The 17,795-nt window shown below is 73.4% G+C and carries 15 protein-coding genes; 9 read left to right on the forward strand and 6 right to left on the reverse strand.

The window, feature by feature from the left end; genetic code table 11:
- Nucleotides 1-3 precede the first annotated feature (3 nt).
- The 3 genes from ABZ842_RS07710 to ABZ842_RS07720 all read right to left on the reverse strand — a co-directional run bounded on the left by ABZ842_RS07710 (nt 4) and on the right by ABZ842_RS07720 (nt 2,952).
- Entirely contained in the window at nt 4-975 is a 972-nt protein-coding gene (locus ABZ842_RS07710) for a PfkB family carbohydrate kinase (protein ID WP_361533317.1), read from the reverse strand.
- Between the two features lie 77 nt (nt 976-1,052).
- Nucleotides 1,053-1,667, reverse strand: coding sequence for a TetR/AcrR family transcriptional regulator (locus ABZ842_RS07715; protein ID WP_361533320.1), 615 nt, complete (start codon nt 1,665-1,667; stop codon nt 1,053-1,055).
- A 97-nt stretch (nt 1,668-1,764) separates the two neighbouring features.
- Nucleotides 1,765-2,952 carry a Glu/Leu/Phe/Val dehydrogenase dimerization domain-containing protein gene (locus ABZ842_RS07720; RefSeq protein ID WP_361533323.1) on the reverse strand — a complete coding sequence of 396 codons (1,188 nt, stop codon included), beginning with the start codon at nt 2,950-2,952 and terminating at the stop codon, nt 1,765-1,767.
- Between the two features lie 404 nt (nt 2,953-3,356).
- Here ABZ842_RS07720 and ABZ842_RS07725 point away from each other — a divergent pair, with 404 nt between their 5' ends.
- The 6 genes from ABZ842_RS07725 (at nt 3,357) to ABZ842_RS07750 (ending at nt 8,875) form a co-directional block, all read left to right on the forward strand.
- Nucleotides 3,357-4,538 (forward strand): MBL fold metallo-hydrolase, encoded by a 1,182-nt coding sequence (locus ABZ842_RS07725; RefSeq protein WP_361533326.1) that lies wholly within the window; start codon nt 3,357-3,359, stop codon nt 4,536-4,538.
- A gap of 363 nt (nt 4,539-4,901) precedes the next feature.
- Nucleotides 4,902-6,845: an ATP-binding protein gene (locus ABZ842_RS07730; protein ID WP_361533329.1), complete on the forward strand. Its 1,944-nt coding sequence runs from the start codon at nt 4,902-4,904 to the stop codon at nt 6,843-6,845.
- 7 nt (nt 6,846-6,852) lie between these two features.
- Nucleotides 6,853-7,287: a roadblock/LC7 domain-containing protein gene (locus ABZ842_RS07735; protein WP_361533332.1), complete on the forward strand. Its 435-nt coding sequence runs from the start codon at nt 6,853-6,855 to the stop codon at nt 7,285-7,287.
- A 1-nt stretch (nt 7,288) separates the two neighbouring features.
- A complete protein-coding gene (locus tag ABZ842_RS07740; RefSeq protein ID WP_361533335.1) occupies nt 7,289-7,660 on the forward strand; it encodes a DUF742 domain-containing protein in 372 nt (123 codons plus the stop codon).
- Entirely contained in the window at nt 7,638-8,297 is a 660-nt protein-coding gene (locus ABZ842_RS07745; protein WP_361533338.1) for an ATP/GTP-binding protein, read from the forward strand. The genes ABZ842_RS07740 and ABZ842_RS07745 overlap by 23 nt, the downstream gene beginning before the upstream one ends.
- A complete protein-coding gene (locus tag ABZ842_RS07750) occupies nt 8,294-8,875 on the forward strand; it encodes a GAF domain-containing protein (protein ID WP_361533341.1) in 582 nt (193 codons plus the stop codon). The genes ABZ842_RS07745 and ABZ842_RS07750 overlap by 4 nt, the downstream gene beginning before the upstream one ends.
- A gap of 25 nt (nt 8,876-8,900) precedes the next feature.
- Here the strand turns inward: ABZ842_RS07750 and ABZ842_RS07755 are convergent, their stop codons facing one another.
- Nucleotides 8,901-10,067 (reverse strand): enolase C-terminal domain-like protein, encoded by a 1,167-nt coding sequence (locus ABZ842_RS07755; protein ID WP_361533344.1) that lies wholly within the window; start codon nt 10,065-10,067, stop codon nt 8,901-8,903.
- A 286-nt stretch (nt 10,068-10,353) separates the two neighbouring features.
- Here ABZ842_RS07755 and ABZ842_RS07760 point away from each other — a divergent pair, with 286 nt between their 5' ends.
- From ABZ842_RS07760 to ABZ842_RS07770, 3 genes are all read left to right on the forward strand, one after another.
- Nucleotides 10,354-11,217 (forward strand): ABC transporter permease, encoded by an 864-nt coding sequence (locus tag ABZ842_RS07760; RefSeq protein WP_361533347.1) that lies wholly within the window; start codon nt 10,354-10,356, stop codon nt 11,215-11,217.
- 99 nt (nt 11,218-11,316) lie between these two features.
- Nucleotides 11,317-12,342 carry an ABC transporter substrate-binding protein gene (locus ABZ842_RS07765; RefSeq protein ID WP_361533350.1) on the forward strand — a complete coding sequence of 342 codons (1,026 nt, stop codon included), beginning with the start codon at nt 11,317-11,319 and terminating at the stop codon, nt 12,340-12,342.
- A gap of 133 nt (nt 12,343-12,475) precedes the next feature.
- Nucleotides 12,476-13,261, forward strand: coding sequence for an ABC transporter ATP-binding protein (locus ABZ842_RS07770; RefSeq protein WP_361533500.1), 786 nt, complete (start codon nt 12,476-12,478; stop codon nt 13,259-13,261).
- Nucleotides 13,262-13,294: 33 nt separating this feature from the next.
- Here the strand turns inward: ABZ842_RS07770 and ABZ842_RS07775 are convergent, their stop codons facing one another.
- Together ABZ842_RS07775 and ABZ842_RS07780 are read right to left on the reverse strand one after the other, a co-directional pair.
- Nucleotides 13,295-14,119, reverse strand: coding sequence for a sugar phosphate isomerase/epimerase (locus ABZ842_RS07775; protein WP_361533503.1), 825 nt, complete (start codon nt 14,117-14,119; stop codon nt 13,295-13,297).
- Between the two features lie 58 nt (nt 14,120-14,177).
- Nucleotides 14,178-17,756, reverse strand: a complete 3,579-nt coding sequence (locus ABZ842_RS07780; RefSeq protein WP_361533353.1) for a ThuA domain-containing protein — start codon at nt 17,754-17,756, stop codon at nt 14,178-14,180.
- Nucleotides 17,757-17,795 lie beyond the last annotated feature (39 nt).

The raw sequence follows: 17,795 nt of genomic DNA on the forward strand, positions 1-17,795 counted from the left end.
CCGTCAGCCGGCGCCGCTCGGCGGCCCCTCGATCTCCGCGGGGCCGATCAGCGCGGTGCCGCCCTCCCCCGTACAGGCGTGGGCACCGGCCCTCGCCCCCAACAGGGCGCACTCTCGCGGGGAACGCCCGGACAGCAGCCCGTGCAGGAAGCCGCTGACGTACGCATCGCCCGCGCCGTTGGTGTCCACCACGGGAGCGGGCGGCGTGGCGGCGGGGACCGACAGGGGCGTTCCGTCGCCGTCCCGGGTCAGGACGGACGAGCCGGCCGCGCCCGCGGTGGCGACGACCGCGCGCGCCCGGCCTGCGCGCAGGATCTCCCGCATCACGGCCCCGGTCGCCGAGCCGGCGCCGGCGGAGCTGAGGAAGACGTACTGCGCGCGCAGGGCGAAGTCCCGGTGGTGCTCGTCCACCCCGTTCCAGTCGTGGAGGTCGGTCGAGACGGGTACGCCCAGTGCCTCGGCGTCGTCGAAGAGGTGGCGGGTGAAGTCGGTGATCGTCAGATGGACGTGGCGCGCCCGCCGCAGCAGCGGGAGGTACGCCTCGCGCGGCATCCTCAGCCCGCCGGGGTCACGGGCGTCGAAGAAGGACATCCGGTGTCCTGCGGGGTCGACGAGGTTCACCGCGCGGCGGGTGCCGGCGGGGGAGTGCAGGGCCGCGAAGTGGACGCCGCCCGCGGCCAGTTGCTCCCGCACCAGCCGGCCCGCGCCGTCGTCGCCGACGTAGTCGAGCAGGGTGACGGCGCGGCCGAGGGCGCGGCAGCCGAGCGCGACGTACCCGCCCGTCTGGCCCGCCCGCTCCCGGATCGGGCCGACCCCGACGGAGTCGGCGAGCGGGACCGGCAGCGCCGGGACGCGGACCACGGTGTCCACCCCGGTGCCGCCGACGACGAGCACGTCGATCGGGGCGTCGCGGCCGTCCGCGGACGGGGACCCGGTCAGGTGCGGGGCACGGGACGAAGACGAGCCGTAGGACATGGTCGCCCAGTATGGCCGACGGACGCCGCGCGGGATCCGGCCCTGCGGGGTGCGGAAGGGGCGGGCCGGCGCCCGGCTCAGCGCGCGGTCAGCGCCGCGCGCTCCAGGCCCAGTTCCCGGGCGAGCGCGTCGTCCGCCCACTCCAGCATCGCGGCCCGGGACAGCGAGCCGGCGTACGAGGTCATCTGGACGGCCAGCCCGTCCAGGAAGGCCGTCAGCCGCCAGGCCGCCGCCGCGGGGTCCGCGCAGGGGAACTCGCCCTTCGCCGCGCCCTCGGCGATGACCTCCGTCAGCGCCGCCTTCCACTGCTGGTCGAGGTCGCGGGCGACCTCCCGCAGCGCCGGGTCGCGCAGCGCCACCGCCCAGCTCTCGATCCACAGGCGCCAGCCCTTGGCGGTGCCGGTCGGCGCGTACCAGCGCACCGCGGCCCGCAGCCGGCGCAGCGCCGACGTGCGCCGCCCCAACAGCTTGCGCAGATGGGCCAGGTCGCCGTCCGCGGCGTGCGCGAAGGCCGCCGCGACCAGCTTCTCCTTGGTGGAGAAGTGGTACAGCACCAGTGCGTTGCTCACCCCCAGCGAGGCGGCCACGTCGGCGATCCGCACGGCGGCCACGCCGCGCTGCTCGATCTGCTCGACCGCCGCCCCCAGCAGTTCCTCGCGCCGTTCCGCCACGCTCAACCGGACTCTTGCCACAACATCAGCCTACACAGCGGATCTTGGCATCCCCACCGGTCTGTGACGGCCGTCTCCCGACGGTTTTCCCGCTTGGGCCGTCGGCCGGGCCGAGCGGTCACCCGTACCAACCGAAACGTTCCGTTATCAGCGGCAGCCGGTCGTCCACGATGGCGTGCGCGGCGGCCCGCGGAGTCGTGCCGTCCGCCTCGGCCCGGGCCAGCATCCGCCCCACCAGATCGCGCATGGAGCGGCGGGTGTGCGCGAAGGCCGCCTCCGCGTCCGCGTCGACGTCGCCGAAGAGGGTCCACCACCACCAGGCGTTCGTCCCCGAGTTGACGACGACGTCCGGCAGCACGGTCACACCGCGCCGCGCGAGCAGCTCCTCCGCCTCCGGCAGCACCGGCATGTTGGCGGCCTCCACGACCCACCGTGCGCTGATCGACGCCTGGTTGGCGGCGTCGATCGCGTACGAGACCGCCGCGGGCACCAGCACCTCGGCGTCGGTCGACAGCCAGGCGTCGCCGGGCAGCTCCCGGTCCTCGGGCCGCAGCGCCGCGCGGTCGACCGTGCCGTACGCGTCACGGGCCGCGAGCAGCGCCTCGACGTCCAGCCCCCGCGGGTTGGCGACGGTGCCCTTCACGTCGGCGACGGCCACCACCAGCAGCCCCGCCCGGGACAGGAACCGCGCGGTGGCGCCCCCCATGGTCCCGAAGCCCTGCACGCACACCCGGGTGCCCTCGTGGCGCACCCCCGCCCGGTCCAGCGCGACCAGCACCGACTCCGCGACGCCGCAGCCGCCGACCAACTCGTCCAGCCCGATGCCGTCGACCTCGACGGCGAAGGCCGCCGCGAGCCGGCCCCGGGCCGCGCCCTCGTCGTCGAGGAGCCGGTAGACGGCCTGGACCGTGGAGACGAGCCCGGCCTCGGCCGCCGCGCGGTCCACCACGTCCTGGGTCAGCCCCAGGTCCTCGCCGGTGGTCCACACCGTCTCGACGTACGGGCGCATCGCGCGCAGGTAGCGCACGAGCACGCCGTACGCGTCGGGGTCCCGGGGGTCGCAGTCGATGCCGCCCTTGGCCCCGCCCAGCGGAATGTACTTCCCGGCGGGCCGGTCCGGGTTGTAGTGCAGGGCCTCCTTCATCGTCATACCCCGGGCCAGCCCGGCGACCTCGGCGAGCGAGCAGCCCTCGCGCATCCGCAGCCCGCCGCTGGCGACGCCCCGGACGAGCCGGTCGACGACCAGGTGGCCCTGACGGCCGGTGACGTGGTCGGTCCAGGTGAGCGACAGAGAGGGGGCGGTCATGGCGAGGGCTCCTGGGAGGGCGGGCGCGAGGCCGATGAGGGTGCCGGCCACCGTACGGGACCGCGCAGGGGTGACGGCGACCGGGGTGCCGGGCGGATACAACCACTCCGTCGAACACTCCACCGTACTGAATAACGGTTCAGTATTGAAGCTGCGTCGGCGTGGTGTCAACGCGATCGTCGAGAGCCGCCGGGCAGCTCGCGGCCCCTGCGTGACCTGTGGCGGCGCGGACGGGCGGGGCCACGGCTGACGCGCGGGGCGCGCTCAGGAACTCCCCTCGCCGTCCCGCCGTTGAGTCGAACGCGACGGCGCCGCCGAAGACGGGCGCCCGAGCGGCCGATCTCCACCCCGCGCTGTCGTACCACCCGTCCATAATGAAAAGACCCCCATCCACAGGAGGCGCCGTGACCGGAGCCGGATCACCCCACTCGCCGAGGTCCCGGCTGCGCGCCCTCCGTCCCCCCGCCTTCGGCGCCGATCCCACCGGTGCCCGGCTGGAGCGCATCCGCCGCTCCCCCAACTTCGCGGACGGCTCCTTCCAGAACCCGGTGGGAGCCCGCACCCGGCCTTCCGGCGCCTCCACCGGCGCCATCGCGAAGTCGTACCTCGATGCGGAGTCCCGCGCCCGCCGCGCGCCCACCGGCCGGGTGCCCCTCCATCCCGACGTCCGCACCGACCTGGCCAAGCCGCCCGCGAGCGGACTGCGCCTCACCTGGATGGGCCACTCCAGCGTCCTGACCGAGATCGACGGCCGCCGACTCCTCTTCGACCCGGTCTGGGGCGATCGCTGCTCCCCCTTCGGCTTCGTCGGCCCGAAGCGGCTGCACCCCGTGCCGGTGCGGCTGGCCGCGCTCGGCCCGCTGGACGCCGTCGTCATCTCGCACGACCACTACGACCACCTGGACCTGCCCACGATCAAGGCGCTCGCCACCACGGGCACGGTCTTCGCCGTCCCCCTCGGGGTCGGCGCCCACCTGGAGCGCTGGGGCGTCTTTCCGGACCAGCTGCGCGAGCTGGACTGGCACGAGTCGACCGACGTCGCGGGCGTCCGGCTGACCGCGACCCCGGCCCGCCACTTCTGCGGCCGTGGCCTGCGCAACCAACAGCACGCGCTCTGGGCCTCCTGGTCCGTCGCCGGCCCGGAGCACCGCGTCTTCCACAGCGGCGACACGGGCTACTTCCCCGGCTTCCGCGACATCGGCGCCGAGCACGGCCCCTTCGACGCCACCATGATCCAGATCGGTGCCTACAGCGAGCACTGGCCCGACATCCACATGACCCCCGAAGAGGGCGTCCGCGCCCACCTCGACCTCCAGGCCGGCGCCCCGTCCCACGGAGTGCTGCTGCCGATCCACTGGGCCACGTTCAACCTGGCCCCGCACCCCTGGGCGGAGCCCGGGGAGCTCACGATGTGGGAGACGCACAAGGCCGGCGTGACCATGGCCGCACCCCGCCCCGGACAGCCGTTCGAGCCGGACCGTACGCCCGCGGTGGACCCGTGGTGGCGCGCGATCGCCCGGGCGCCGGTCGAGGGCTGGTCCACCTGGCCGACGGTGGGCGAGCTGGACCTGGTCACCGAGGCCTGAGCCTGCCGCGGGCCCCGTCGGGATTCGTCAGACCTGACCCAAGGGCGTGCGGCGGCGGGCCGTGCGGCGGGGCCCGTCGCGGGGGTCGCCGGCGCGTCCGCCGCCCCCGCCGCGTACCACCCGAACGGATTCGGGCTGGGGTGCGAGACCTCATACCAGAGCGGGACGAATGGCGGTCAAGTTTCACAACTGCCCGTCGCGCCCGACCGTCCGGCGACTACCGTGTGTTGCCGGTGATCAACAACGCGCAGTCATCTCGCGGGCGGTGGAACGCCGTTGGACCGACGAGCGGGACCGGGTCATCACACGCAGTACCCAAGGGCGGCACGCCGGTCCCTGGGACCCCACGCACCGAGGACGTCGATGTCTCAACCACGCGTACCCGTCGAACGGCCCGATCGACGGGAGGGCGGGCGCCACGGCAGGCAGCCGGGCAGGCCGGTGCCCCCGGTGGGCCGCACGCGCGCCGGGCCGCACCCCGACACCCGGCTCAGACCGCGACTGCTGCGCACGGCCGTCCTGCCGACCCTCGCCGCCGCGCTGAGCGGTGCGACGGCGGTGGCCTTCACCGTGCAGACCACGAACCACCAGCCGTCGCCCGTGCTGTGGGCCGTGCTCGCCGCCTTCGCCGGCACGGCCGCCGTCTGCGTCGCCTTCGCGGCCCTCGGCGCCGACCGGCTCGCCACCGCCGTGCTGGCGCGCGCCACCGCCCTCCGCCGCCGCGCCGAACGCGACCGGACGGAACTCGCGGCCGTGGTCGAGGGGATCCGACGCGGCGACGGCCCGCCGCCGATCCGCACCGCCGGCGCCACCGGCGGCCCGCCGCCGGCCGACGAGTTCGAACGGCTCGCCCGGGAGCTCGGACGCTTCCAGGACTCGGCGATCGCCGCCGTCGTCCAGGCGTCCAGGCTCTCCAGCAGCGTCGGCAACGAACAGAAGGTCGAGGTCTTCGTCAACCTCGCCCGCCGGCTCCAGTCGCTGGTGCACCGCGAGATCCAGCTCCTGGACGACCTGGAGAACGAGGTCGAGGACCCCGACCTGCTCAAGGGGCTGTTCCACGTCGACCACCTGGCCACCCGCATCCGCCGCCACGCGGAGAACCTCGCCGTACTCGGCGGCGCGGTCTCCCGACGGCAGTGGTCCCACCCGGTCACCATGACCGAAGTGCTCAGATCCGCCATCGCGGAGGTCGAACAGTACCCCCGGGTCAAGCTGGTCCCCCCGATCGAAGGCACCCTGCGGGGCCACGCCGTCGCCGACGTGATCCACCTGCTCGCCGAACTCGTGGAGAACGCCACCCTGTTCTCCGCCCCGCACACCCAGGTGCTGCTGCGCGCCCAGTACGTCACCGCGGGACTCGCCGTCGAGGTCGAGGACCGCGGACTCGGCATGCCCGCCGCCGAACAGGCCCGGATGAACGCCCTGCTCGCCGACCCCGACCAGGTGAACGTCGCCCACCTCCTCCAAGACGGCCGCATCGGACTCTTCGTCGTCTCCGCGCTGGCCCGCCGCCACGGCATCGCCGTCCGCCTGCAGAACAACATCTACGGCGGAGTGCAGGCCGTGCTCGTCCTGCCGCAGGGCCTCCTCGGCTCCGACCCCGAGGGCCTGGCCGGCGGCGTCATCGCCGCCACCCAGTCCGGACGCACCCGCCGGGCCAAGAGCCACCTCGCCCCCGGCCGGCCGGACCCGGTGCCCGGACCCGCGCCCACCACGATCGCCGAACACCAACCCCACCGGGGCGCCCCTGCCGACATCGGCACCGACACCGGCCCCGACCAGCACCCCGCCCCCGAAGACGCCCCCGTCCCCGCGCACCCGGCCGTACACCCCCCGCAGCCCCGCGGCCCGCTGCCCGTACGCACCGAGCACCCACTGCGCCCCACCCCCGCAGCCGCCCTGCCCGGCACGGGGCACCGCACGCGCGCGGAAGACCCCGCCGATCCGCACGCGGCCCCCGTGCCGCACGCCTACGTACCCCAGCGCACGGCACCGCCCCTGATGCCCCCGCTGGACGCGGACACCGCCCTGCTCCGCCCCCAACTGCCCCAACGGCGCGTCCAGGAACACATCGTGCCGCAACTGCGCACCCCGCCACCGCCCCGCCGCAGCGACGAACACGCCGTGCACGACCCGGGCCTGATGGCCGCCTTCCGACGCGGCTTCGGACTGGCCGAGACCGCCGAACCCCACCCGCGGTACGAGCAGTCCCACCCCGCGCACCCCTCACAGCTCTCGCACACCTCGCACGCCCCCGACGCGGCGCCCGGTGCCCCGCGGCGCCACGACACCACCAGCAAGGAGTAGATGCACCATGGCGAGCGACGTGCCCAACGGCTCCGTTCCCGATCTCGACTGGCTCCTCGGCGGCCTGGTCCAACGCGTTCCCTACACCCTGAACGCGGTACTGCTCTCCTCCGACGGCCTGGTGAAGTCCGTCCACGGCCTCGACCCCGACAGCGCCGACCACATGGCGGCCCTCGCCTCCGGCCTCTACTCCCTCGGCCGCAGCGCCGGAGCGCGCTTCGGCGACGGCGGAGAGGTCCGCCAGGTCGTCGTGGAGCTGGACTCCACGCTGCTCTTCGTCTCCACCGCGGGCTCCGGCACCTGCCTCGCCGTGCTCGCGGGCCGCGAGGCCGACGCCGCCGTCCTCGGCTACGAGATGGCGATGCTGGTCAAGAGCGTACGGCCGTACCTCGTCACCCCCGCCAGGAAGCAGGCCGGGGTCGCCGGCGCCGTGGGACAGTGACGTGCCCGTACCCCTCGACGGCCCCCTGCTCGACGCCGCGGCGGGCCGGCTGATCCGCCCGTACACCGTCAGCGGCGGACGCACCCGCGCCACCGCGGCCCTGGACCTGCTCACCCTGGTCAGGGCCACCGGCAACGTGCCCCGCAGCCCGCTGGGGCCCGAGCACGCCCAGGCGCTCGCGCTCTGTCGCGCCCCGGTGTCGGTCGCCGAGGTCTCGGCCCATCTGCGGTTGCCCGCGGCCGTCGCCAAGGTGCTGCTCTCCGACCTCGTGGAGTGCGGCGCGGTCACCGCGCGGGCGCCGCGCCACCACGACAACCCCGCCGACATCTCCCTGCTGGAGGCAGTGCTCGATGGCTTACGACGACGGCTGTGACCCCGACGGACCCCGGGAGCCGGACCCACCGGCCCGACAGGCGCCGAGCGCCGATCCGTTCCCCACCGCCCTGAAGATCCTCGTCGCGGGCGGCTTCGGGGTCGGCAAGACGACCTTCGTGGGGGCGGTCAGCGAGATCGAGCCGTTGAGCACCGAGGAACTGCTCACCCAGGCCGGGGTGGCCACCGACCACCTCCACGGCGTCGAGGCCAAGACCACGACCACCGTCGCCATGGACTTCGGCCGGATCACCCTCGACGAGCGCCACGTCCTCTACCTCTTCGGCACCCCGGGCCAGGAGCGGTTCTGGTTCATGTGGGACGAGTTGTGCGAGGGCGCGCTCGGCGCGGTCGTGATCGCGGACACCCGACGGCTGGCGGACTCCTTCTCCGCCGTGGACTTCTTCGAGGCCCGCGGCATCCAATTCGCCATCGCCGTCAACGAGTTCGACGGCGCCTACCGCTACGAGCCCGACGAGGTGCGCTCGGCCATGGACCTACGGCCCGGGGTGCCCGTCGTCCTGTGCGACGCCCGGATCGCCAGCTCCGGCATCGGCACCCTCGTCACCCTGGTGCAACACCTGCTCAACACCGCCGCCACCCCGGCCCCAGCGCCGACCCACGGAGCGCCGTCGTGAGGTACGACCCGACCAACAACCTGCTGCTGACCCCCGTCGACCGGGAAGCCCTGAAACGGGGCAAGCGGCTGCGCACACTCGGCTTCTGGGACCGCGCGGACCCGGTCTTCGACGACTTCGCCAAACGGCTGGCCGAAGCCTTCGAAGCCCCGTACTCCCTCGTCAACTTCATCGACGAGAACCGGCAGTTCTTCGCCGGGCTGCACACCCCGACCGGTGTCCACAGCGGTCGGGACCTGGGGGCCACGGCCGCAGCGGCGGCCTCGGCAGGCGCGGCCGACCGGATCATGGGGCGGGACCGCGGCTACTGCCCGCACGTCGTGGTGCGCCGCAAGGCGCTGGTGCTGGAGGACGTCTGCGACTACCCGCGCTTCGCCGGGAACCCGGTCGTCGACGAGATCGGGGTCCGCTCCTACCTCGGGGCTCCGCTGATCGACCGCACGGGCACCGCCCTCGGCACGATCTGCGTCGTCGACACCGAACCGAGGGCCTGGGGGCGCGCCGGCCTGGAGTCCATCAAGGCGATGGCGGGGGAGCTCGTCGAGGAGATCCACCGTCGGGAGGACGGTTTCCTCTGAAGCCCCGCCCGGCTGCGCGCCCTGCCTACCGCCGGCGCTCCAGGACGTCCACCGACAGCTCCCGGACGACCGACTCGTCCACCTCGACCCCGAGCCCCGGCCCGTCCGGAATCAGGGCCGTCCCCCGCTCCACCCGTACGGTCCGCTGCGCGTAGGGGGACTCGATGAACTGACGGCCGTTGAGGTCGACCGGGGTGTCGATGCCGTACGCGGCGAACAGGTGCAAGGACGCGGCGAGCCCCAGGTCCGAGTCGGTCAGGCCCGAGCCCATCAGCCGCACCCCGCAGTCCTCGGCCAGCGAGCACAGCCGCCGCGACAGCGTGAGCCCGCCGCTGCGCTGCACCTTGGCGATGGCCACGTCCACCGCGTCCAACCGGACGAAGGTGGCCAGGTCGGTCGGGTGGCGCAGGCTCTCGTCGAGCGCGATCGGCACCGGCGAACGCTCGCGCAACCGGCGCAGCCCGGCCACGTTGTTGGCGGGCAGCGGCTGCTCGAAGGCGGTCACGCCGAGGGCGTCGAGCCGGCGTGCCACGCGCAGCGCGGCGTCCACGGCGTACGCCTGGTTCGCGTCCACCCACAGCGGTGCCGCGGGGGCGTGTTCGCGCACCGCCGTCACCACGGCGACGTCCTTGTCCTCGTCGTGCAGACCGATCTTGACCTTGAAGGCGCGGTAGCCCGCGGCGGCGCCCTCGGCGACGCTGTCGCCGACCTCGGCGGGGGACTGGCCCGACACCACCCAGCCCAACTCGACCCTCTCCTGACGGCGTTGGCCCCACAGCACGCCCAGCGGCACCCCCGCGGCCCGTGCGAGCAGATCGTGCAGCGCCACGTCGACCGCGCTCTTCGCGAGCGGTGCGCCGATGCTGATGCCCCGGTTCACCGCCCGGTCGAAGGCGCGGTCGACGGCGTCCAGGTGCCAGGCGGGCAGCCCGACGACGGCCGGTGCGAGATAGCGGTCGACGGTGGTGACGATGGACTCCGCGGTCTCGTACGTCCAGGCCGGTATCGGCGTCGCCTCGCCCCAGCCGTAAGCGCCGTCGGACGCCGTCACCTTCACCAGGACGCGGAGCGACGGTTCGCCGGCGACGGCGACCGCGCCGCCCGCGACGCCGAAGGAGCGACGGGTGGGCAGGGCGACGGCGAAGGTCTGGACCCGGTCGACGGTCACGGACGGCGCGGGCGGCACGCTCATGGGCGGATCCCCTCCGGTGCTGCGAGTGCGGCGGAACGCGCGGGGCAGTGCGGGCGCACCCCCCTGAAAGTTCGGGACGCCCTATTGACCGTGCGTCCTGGCAGTCACTAGCGTGGCGACACCCTATCAGAAAGCGCTTTCTGAAAGCGGTTTCCCGTCTGTTCGCCCCATCTCCCCAGCGTCCGAGAAACCTCACTCCCAATCAGACCCGGACAGCCCGGACCGCCTCCAGCGCCCTCGCCGCGGTGGGTGCGTCGACCGGCCCGGGAGACCGGAGGAGCCGACCGTGAGCCAGAGCGCCATCAAGCCGGCACCCCGTCGGGTCGCGGGCGTCGTGCGCCGTGCGAAGCCCGGCGCGGGCGAGCGCCTGGCCCGCGCCGCCGCGACGAGTTGGCGGCCCGCCGCGCTGCTGCTGGTCTGCTTCGCCGGCTGGTGGGCGACGGCCGCCTTCGAGTGGGTCGAGCCGTATCTCGTCCCCTCGCCCGGCGCCACTTTCGACGTGTTCGCGAACAAGGCCGACTACCTCTGGGAACACACCTGGGTGACGACGTACGAGACGCTGCTCGGCTTCGTCATCGCGATCGGCGTCGGCGTCCTGGCCGCCGTCGTGATGGTGTACTCGGCCACGGCGGAGAAGACCCTCTATCCGATCCTGCTCTTCGCCCAGGTCATCCCGAAGATCGCCATCGCGCCCCTGTTCGTCGTGTGGCTCGGCTTCGGCATCGGGCCGAAGGTCCTCATCGCCGTCCTCATCGCCTTCTTCCCAGTCGTCATCTCGATGGTCACCGGGCTCAAGGCGGTCGACCCGGAGATGCTGCAACTCTCGGCGACGATGGGCGCCGGCCCCTGGCAGACCTTCGTCAAGATCCGCCTCCCGGCCTCCCTGCCGCACCTCTTCTCCGGGCTCAAGGTCGCGGTGACCCTCGCCGTGACCGGTGCCGTCGTCGGCGAGTTCGTCGGGGCGAACGAAGGGCTCGGCTACGTCATCCTCCAGGCGAACGGCAACCTCGACACCCCGATGCTGTTCGCCGGACTGCTCGTGATGTCCCTGCTGGGCGTGGTCCTCTTCGTCCTCGTCGAGCTGGCGGAGAAGCTGTTGCTGCCGTGGCACGCCAGCCGTCGCGAGGCCGGGGTCACCACCTCGTACTGACCGCGCCCCCGCACCCGTGCACCGGACCGCACCGGACCCGCACACCGCTTCCGACCGTCCGTCCCACCGACCGCCGCACCGCGACGACAAGGACCAGCCATGACCGCGCGCCGAGTACTGACCGGCCTCGTCCCGCTGCTGCTGCTCGCCGCCACGGCCTGCGGCGACGACGGCGGGGGCGGGGAGTCCACCTCCGAGTCGGGCAAGAAGCTGAACAAGGTGACCCTGACCCTCAACTGGTACCCGTACGGGGAACACGCGCCCTTCTACTACGGCAAGGCGCAGAAGATCTTCGAGAAGCACGGCATCGACCTCGCCATCCGCGCCGGCCAGGGCTCCCAGAAGACCGTCCAGGCCACCGGCGCCGGCCAGAGCGACTTCGGCTGGGCCGACACCCCGGCGCTGCTCGGCGGCGTGGACTCCGGCGTGAAGGTCAAGAGCCTCGGGGTCTTCCTCCAGACCACGCCGTCGTCCGTGCAGTTCTTCACCGCGCAGGACATCAAGACGCCCGCCGACCTCAAGGGCAAGACGATCGCCGGCACTGCGGGCGACGCGCTCTCCAAGACCTTCCCCGTCTTCCTGCGGAAGAACGACGTCGGCCAGTCCGACGTGAAGGTCCAGAACACCGACCCGGCCGGCAAGATCGCGGCGGTGATCTCCGGGAAGACGGACGGACTGCTCGGCTACGCCAGCGACCAGGGCCCGATCATGGCCGACAAGGCGAAGAAGGAGGTCGGCTACCTCCGCTTCGCGGACCACGGCCTCAACTTCTACTCCAACGGCCTGATCACGGGCACCCGCTACCTCGCCGACAACGGCGACGTCGCGACCCGGATGGTGAAGGCGGTCAGCGAGTCCTTCGCCGCGGCGCAGCAGGCGCCCGGCCCCGCCGTCGCCGCGATGGCGGGCGCGAGCGAGCAACTGCCGCCGCAGAAGGTGCTGTCCGAGCAGTTCGCGACCACGGTCACGCTGCTGCACACCCCCGCCACCCGGGGCAAGGCTCCCGGCGTCAACACGGACGGCGACTGGCAGCGCACCATCGACGTCTTCGCCGAAGCCGGGGTCGTCAAGAACCCCAAGAAGGTCTCGGACTACTGGGACGCCGCCGTGGCGGCGAAGGGATGACGGGTCGACGCCGCGGCGACGGCGGTGGCGACGACGACGGATGCGGAGGGGAAGTCGGATGGCGAGGAACGGACGGGGCACGACCGTGACACCTGAAGACGGCGGCCGGGGGGCCGGGCGGGCCGCGGACCGCGTGGACGCCCCACCGACCGACGCGGTCTCCCTCACCGACGTCGCCGTCCGGTTCCGAACGAAGAAACGTGACGTCACCGCCCTCGCGGACGTCTCCCTCACGGTCGCGCCGGGCGAGTTCGTCGCCCTCGTCGGCCCCTCCGGGTGCGGCAAGTCCACCCTGCTCAAGCTGGTCGCGGGCCTGCTCGCGCCCACCACTGGGGAGGTCCACCTCGGCGGCGAACGGGTACGCGGACCGCGCCACGACATCGGATACGTCTTCCAGCGCGCCGCCCTCCTCGAATGGCGCTCCGCCCGCCGCAACATCCTGCTCCAGGCCGAGATGCGGAAGATGCCGGGCGACCTGGCCCGCCGCCGTACCGCCGAACTCATCGCCATGACCGGCCTCGACGGCTTCGAGGACGCCTACCCCCACGAACTGTCCGGCGGCATGCAGCAGCGGGTCGCCCTGTGTCGCGCGCTGCTGCACGCGCCGCCGGTCCTGCTCATGGACGAGCCCTTCGGCGCGCTCGACGCACTGACCCGCGAGCAGATGAACACCGAACTGCACCGCATCTGGCGGGAGACCGGCACCACCGTGCTGCTGGTCACCCACTCCATCGCGGAGGCGTGCTACCTCGCCGACCGGGTCGTGGTGATGAGCCCGAGGCCCGGCACCATCACGGAAGTCATCCACGTCGGACTGCCCGCCGAACGCGACTACACCGACGTCATGGGGCGACGGGAGTTCCGGGACGCGACCGGACACATCCGGGGGCTGTTGGGGGCCGCGCACGGCGACGAGTGAGCGGCCCGCGCCCCACTCGCCCGGCCCGACCGCTCAGAACCGCAGCCGGGACAGGTACCGGTAGCCCGTCAGCGCCGTCGCGAACGGATCGGCGGGGGCGTCGTGCTCCACCAGCCACTGCCGCACCCCGCCGTCCCCCGCCCGGTCGAACATCGACGGGAAGTCCAGCACCCCGGAACCCACGTCCGCGATCGAACCGTCCGACGCCATGTCCTTCACGTGCAGGGCGGGGAACCGCCGGAGGTGCCGGACGAACAGGGACCGCGGATCCGCCCCGCCCTTGACCGCCCAGTACAGGTCCAGTTCGAAGGCGACGAACTCGGGGTCGGTCTCCCGCAACAGGATGTCGTAGAGGTTCTCCCCGTCGACGACCTGGTGGTCAGCGCCGTGGTTGTGGAACAGCAGCGGCCCGAGCCCCGCGGCCCGCGCCGCCGCCCCGATCCGGTTGAACTCCCGCGCCGCCTGGCGGAACCCCGCAGGGGTGTGCAGCGCCCGCGGCAGGCTCGGCACCACGACCCACCGCCCGCCGAGCACCCGCACGTCATCCAACGCCGTGCCCAGCCCCGGGCCGCGCAGCACGTCGTACCCGACGTGCTCCAAGACCGCGCGGAGCCCGACGTCGTCGAGTACGGACCGGATCTGCGCCGCGGTGCGCCCGTGCCGGCCGCTGACGCCGACCGTCGCGTAACCCGTCGCCGCCAACCGGGCCAGCGTGCCCGGGAAGTCCGCGGCCAGGGCGGTGCGCATGGTGTACAGGTGCATGCCGATGCCGGACGGCGGGATCCGCCGGTGGCAGCGCCGTACCCCCGCCGCCTCCGCGAGCCCTGCGGAAGTCGCCGTGAGCGCCGCGGCGCCCAGCGCCCCACCGGCGCCGCGCAGCACGCTCCGCCGCGACGCGCCCGCGCCGTTCACGCTTCTACCCGCGCCGTTCACGCGTCTGATGGGCACGTGCGCTCCTTCCCGCGCCCCGCGCCACATCCAGCGGGAGGCTCGCCGTCGTCGTGTCGCCCCGGTCGTCCGTGACGGTCAGCCGCGCAGCGTACGGACCGGGCCGGGCGTACGCGTGGCCCGCGGTCGGTCCCTCGGGTCCGCTCGGCCGCGAGCCGTCCCCGAAGTCCCAGTGGTACGCGGTGACGGTGCGCCCCGGCAGCGGCTTCACGGTGCTCGTCAGCCGTACCGACAGCGGCGCGGACGGATCGGTCTCGGCGGCCAGCCGCAGCTGCGCCGCGGGTTGCTTCTCCACCCCCGGCCCGTTGAAGTGCAGCCAGTCCACCGCGAACAGGTCGGGTTGCTCGGGCGTCCACCGGGGTTGGACGAAGACCGCGTACAGCGCCACCGTCCCGCCCGGGTCGCGCAGTCGCGCCGTCGGCGACACCACGTTCTCCCAGCCCCCGGTGACGGGGACGGTCACCTTCCCCAGCAGCGGGCCCGTCGGGGATCCGGCGCGGAACTCGACGTCGCCGCCGAGCCCGCCCGAAGCGGCGCCGACCGTCACCGACTCGACGCCCTTCAGGTGCACCGGATCGAAGCTGATCCAGTCGCCGTGCTCGATCTCCACCAGCCGCTTCCCGCCGGAGGCGTCCGCACGGCTGGCCACCGCCGCGCCGCCGTTCGCCCCGCCGGTCGCGGTCCTGTGCTCGGCCTCCCGGAAGGCGGTCCGCAGGGTCAGCGCGGCGGAGCCGGTGAGCGGGGGCGCCCCGGGGCCGCCCCGGTCCTCGTAACGGGCGGTGACGCCGTAGTAGAGGTTCTGCCCCGGGCCGTGGCTGTCCCCGGTGTCCGTCACGATCTCGCCCGTGCAGCCGGTCTGGTTGTCCAGCGGGTGCAGATGGGAGTCGTGGCCGAGCTGCGACTGGACGACCACCCGGGAGCAGTCGATGCGGCGGTCCTCCGCGTCCTTGACCTTCACCGTGAACGGGACGGTGTCGCCGAAGCGGAAGACGCCGCCGTTCGGGGGCCGCTCGATCGTCACGACGGGACGGGAGTTGCCCACGGTGATCTGCTGGGCGGACAGCCCCGTCAGCCCGCCGGGCCCGGTCACCGTCAGCCGCGCGGTGAAGCGGCCCGCCGTCCGGTAGACGTGGGTGGGGTTCGCCGCCGTGGAGTCCGTCGTGCCGTCGCCGTCGAAGTCCCAGGCGTACGACACCGGCCGGCCGTCCGGCAGCCCGGAGCCGGCGCTGGAGAACGTCACCGACAGCGGGACCGGGCCCGAGTCGCGGCTGGCCGTCGACCGGGCGTCCGGCAGGCGGTCGTCACCGACGTAGTCGATGCGGTGGATCCCCGCGCCCTCGTTGCTGCCGCCCCGGCCGGTGCCGCTGCCGAGACCGAAGTCGATCACGTACAGCGCGCCGTCCGGCCCGAAGTCCGCGTCGAAGGGCTGGTGCCACGCCATGTCGCCGAAGACGGAGTTGATCGACTGCAACTCGCCCGCGCGCGCCGGCGGGAACCGCGGATCGGTGAACTCCTGGTCCCGCTGCTGGAGCGAGAACGACTTGAACCACTTGCGCGTCAGCTCGTACCCCAGCCACTTCCCCTCGAAGTACGCGGGGAACTTGGTGCGGTACGGGTTCGCCGGATCGTAGTCGTACACCGGACCGCTCATCGGCCCGCCGCCGCCCGTGCCGAGTTCGGGGAAGGCGGCGGACGCTGAGTACGCGTACCAGACGGTCGCAGGCTGTGCGGCCGGCAGCTCCCGCAGCCCGGTGTTGTGCGGCGAGTCGTTCACCGGCTTCGCGCAGTCGAAGGCGGGACCGGGGGTTCGGGTGGCGAAGTCGAAGTCGTTGAAGGGGGTGTTGGGGCCGATGCAGTACGGCCAGCCGAAGTTGCCGGCGCCGGTGATCCGGGTGAACTCGACGGTGCCCTCGGGTCCCCGGTCGGGCTTCGCGGCCCGGGCGTCCGGACCGTAGTCGGCCACCAGCAGCGCGCCGCTGAGCGGATCGGTAGTGATCCGGAACGGATTGCGCAGCCCCATCGCGTAGATCTCGGGGCGGGTGCGCTCGGTCCCCGGGGCGAAGAGGTTGCCGGCGGGCACGGAGTACGTGCCGTCCGGCTCGGGCTTGATGCGCAGCACCTTGCCGCGCAGGTCGGCGGTGTTGCCCGAGGTGGCCTGGGCATCCCAGGCGCGGCGGCCGGGCCGCTCGTCGAGCGGGGTGAACCCTTCGGACCCGAACGGGTCGGTGTTGTCGCCGGTGGCCACGTACAACTGCCCCTGCCGGTCGAACGCCAGGGAGCCGGCCATGTGGGAGTTGGCCCGCCCCTCCCCGCGCCAGGTGGGGATCGTCAGCAGCCGCTTCTCAGACGCCGGGTCCAGCCGGTCGTCGACGACGGTGAACCGCGACAGGTTGAGGCGCTTCTCCACCTTGTCGGAGTGGAGCAGGTACAGCCATCGGTTGGTGGCGAAGCCAGGGTCGAGGGCGAGCCCCAGCAGACCGTCGGACTGGCTCGTCATGTCGGGGGCGTACGCGAGGTCGTACGCGGTCGACACCGCCAGCGTGCGCTGGTCGACCACCTTGACCTTGCCGGTGCGTTCGATGAAGAACACCCTGCGGTCGGGCGCCACGGCCAGCTCGAACGGATCGGCCAGGTCGCTGGTCACCAGGGGGGTGCGCTGGAAGGCGCCCGTCTTGGTCGCGGTGCAGTCGCCCGGCTTCGCCCCCGCGGCCCACTCGATCCCGCCGAGCAGGTGCGTGCGGAACGCCGGCTCCTGGAAGGCCGCCTTGGCGTGGCCGCCGGCGGTGAACCAGGAACGCCCGCCGTCGTAGTCCTGGCACCAGGACCAGGGGTGGTCCACGCCCTCGTCGAGCCCGGTGACTCCGTCGCGCACCTTGATCTGCGCGAGGGTGTGCACCTTGCCGGTGGGGTTGAGGCGCCAGTTGTACCACTCCTCGGTGCGCTCCCAGAGCTCCGGCAGGTCCTTGGTGGAGGGGTGCACCCGGTCCAACACCTTGACCCGGCCCCGCTGGACCGCCGGGTGCTTGTCGAAGATCGCCCCGACCAGCCCTTCGTACCAGGCCCAGTCCCGCTCGCTCGCCGAAGCCGAGTGCAGCCCGACCCAGCCCCCGCCACCGCGGACGTACCGCTGGAGCGCGGCCCGCTGCGCCGCGTCGAGCAGATCGCCGGAGGCGGGCGTGGAGTTGGTGTTGTTGAACACGATCGCCGCGAAGCGGGCGAGGTTGCCGTCGGTGAAGGCGGCGGCGTCGGCGGTCGCCTCGACCGCGAAGCCGTTCTCCGTGCCGAGTTCGGTGATGGCGTCGATGCCGGCCTGGATGGACTCGTGGGCGACGTTGGTCACCTTGGAGAAGACGAGTACCCGGTACGGGGCGGTGGTGGGGGCGGTGGCTTTGGCGGCCTCGGCCCGCGCCGGTTGACCGGGCCCGAGCCCGGCGACGAGCGCGAGCACCCCGACCACCGCGACCAGCAGCGCGAAGCGATGCCGCCCCGGGCGGAGCTGGCCGGCCCGGGGCTCTCGGGCGCCGTGATCGGTACGGTGACGGTTCATGGCGCTCCCGGTACTGGTGGGCGGACAGCCGGATGGAAA

Source organism: Streptomyces sp. NPDC047315, from assembly GCF_040643215.1.
In the GTDB taxonomy this organism is placed as follows: Bacteria; Actinomycetota; Actinomycetes; order Streptomycetales; family Streptomycetaceae; genus Streptomyces.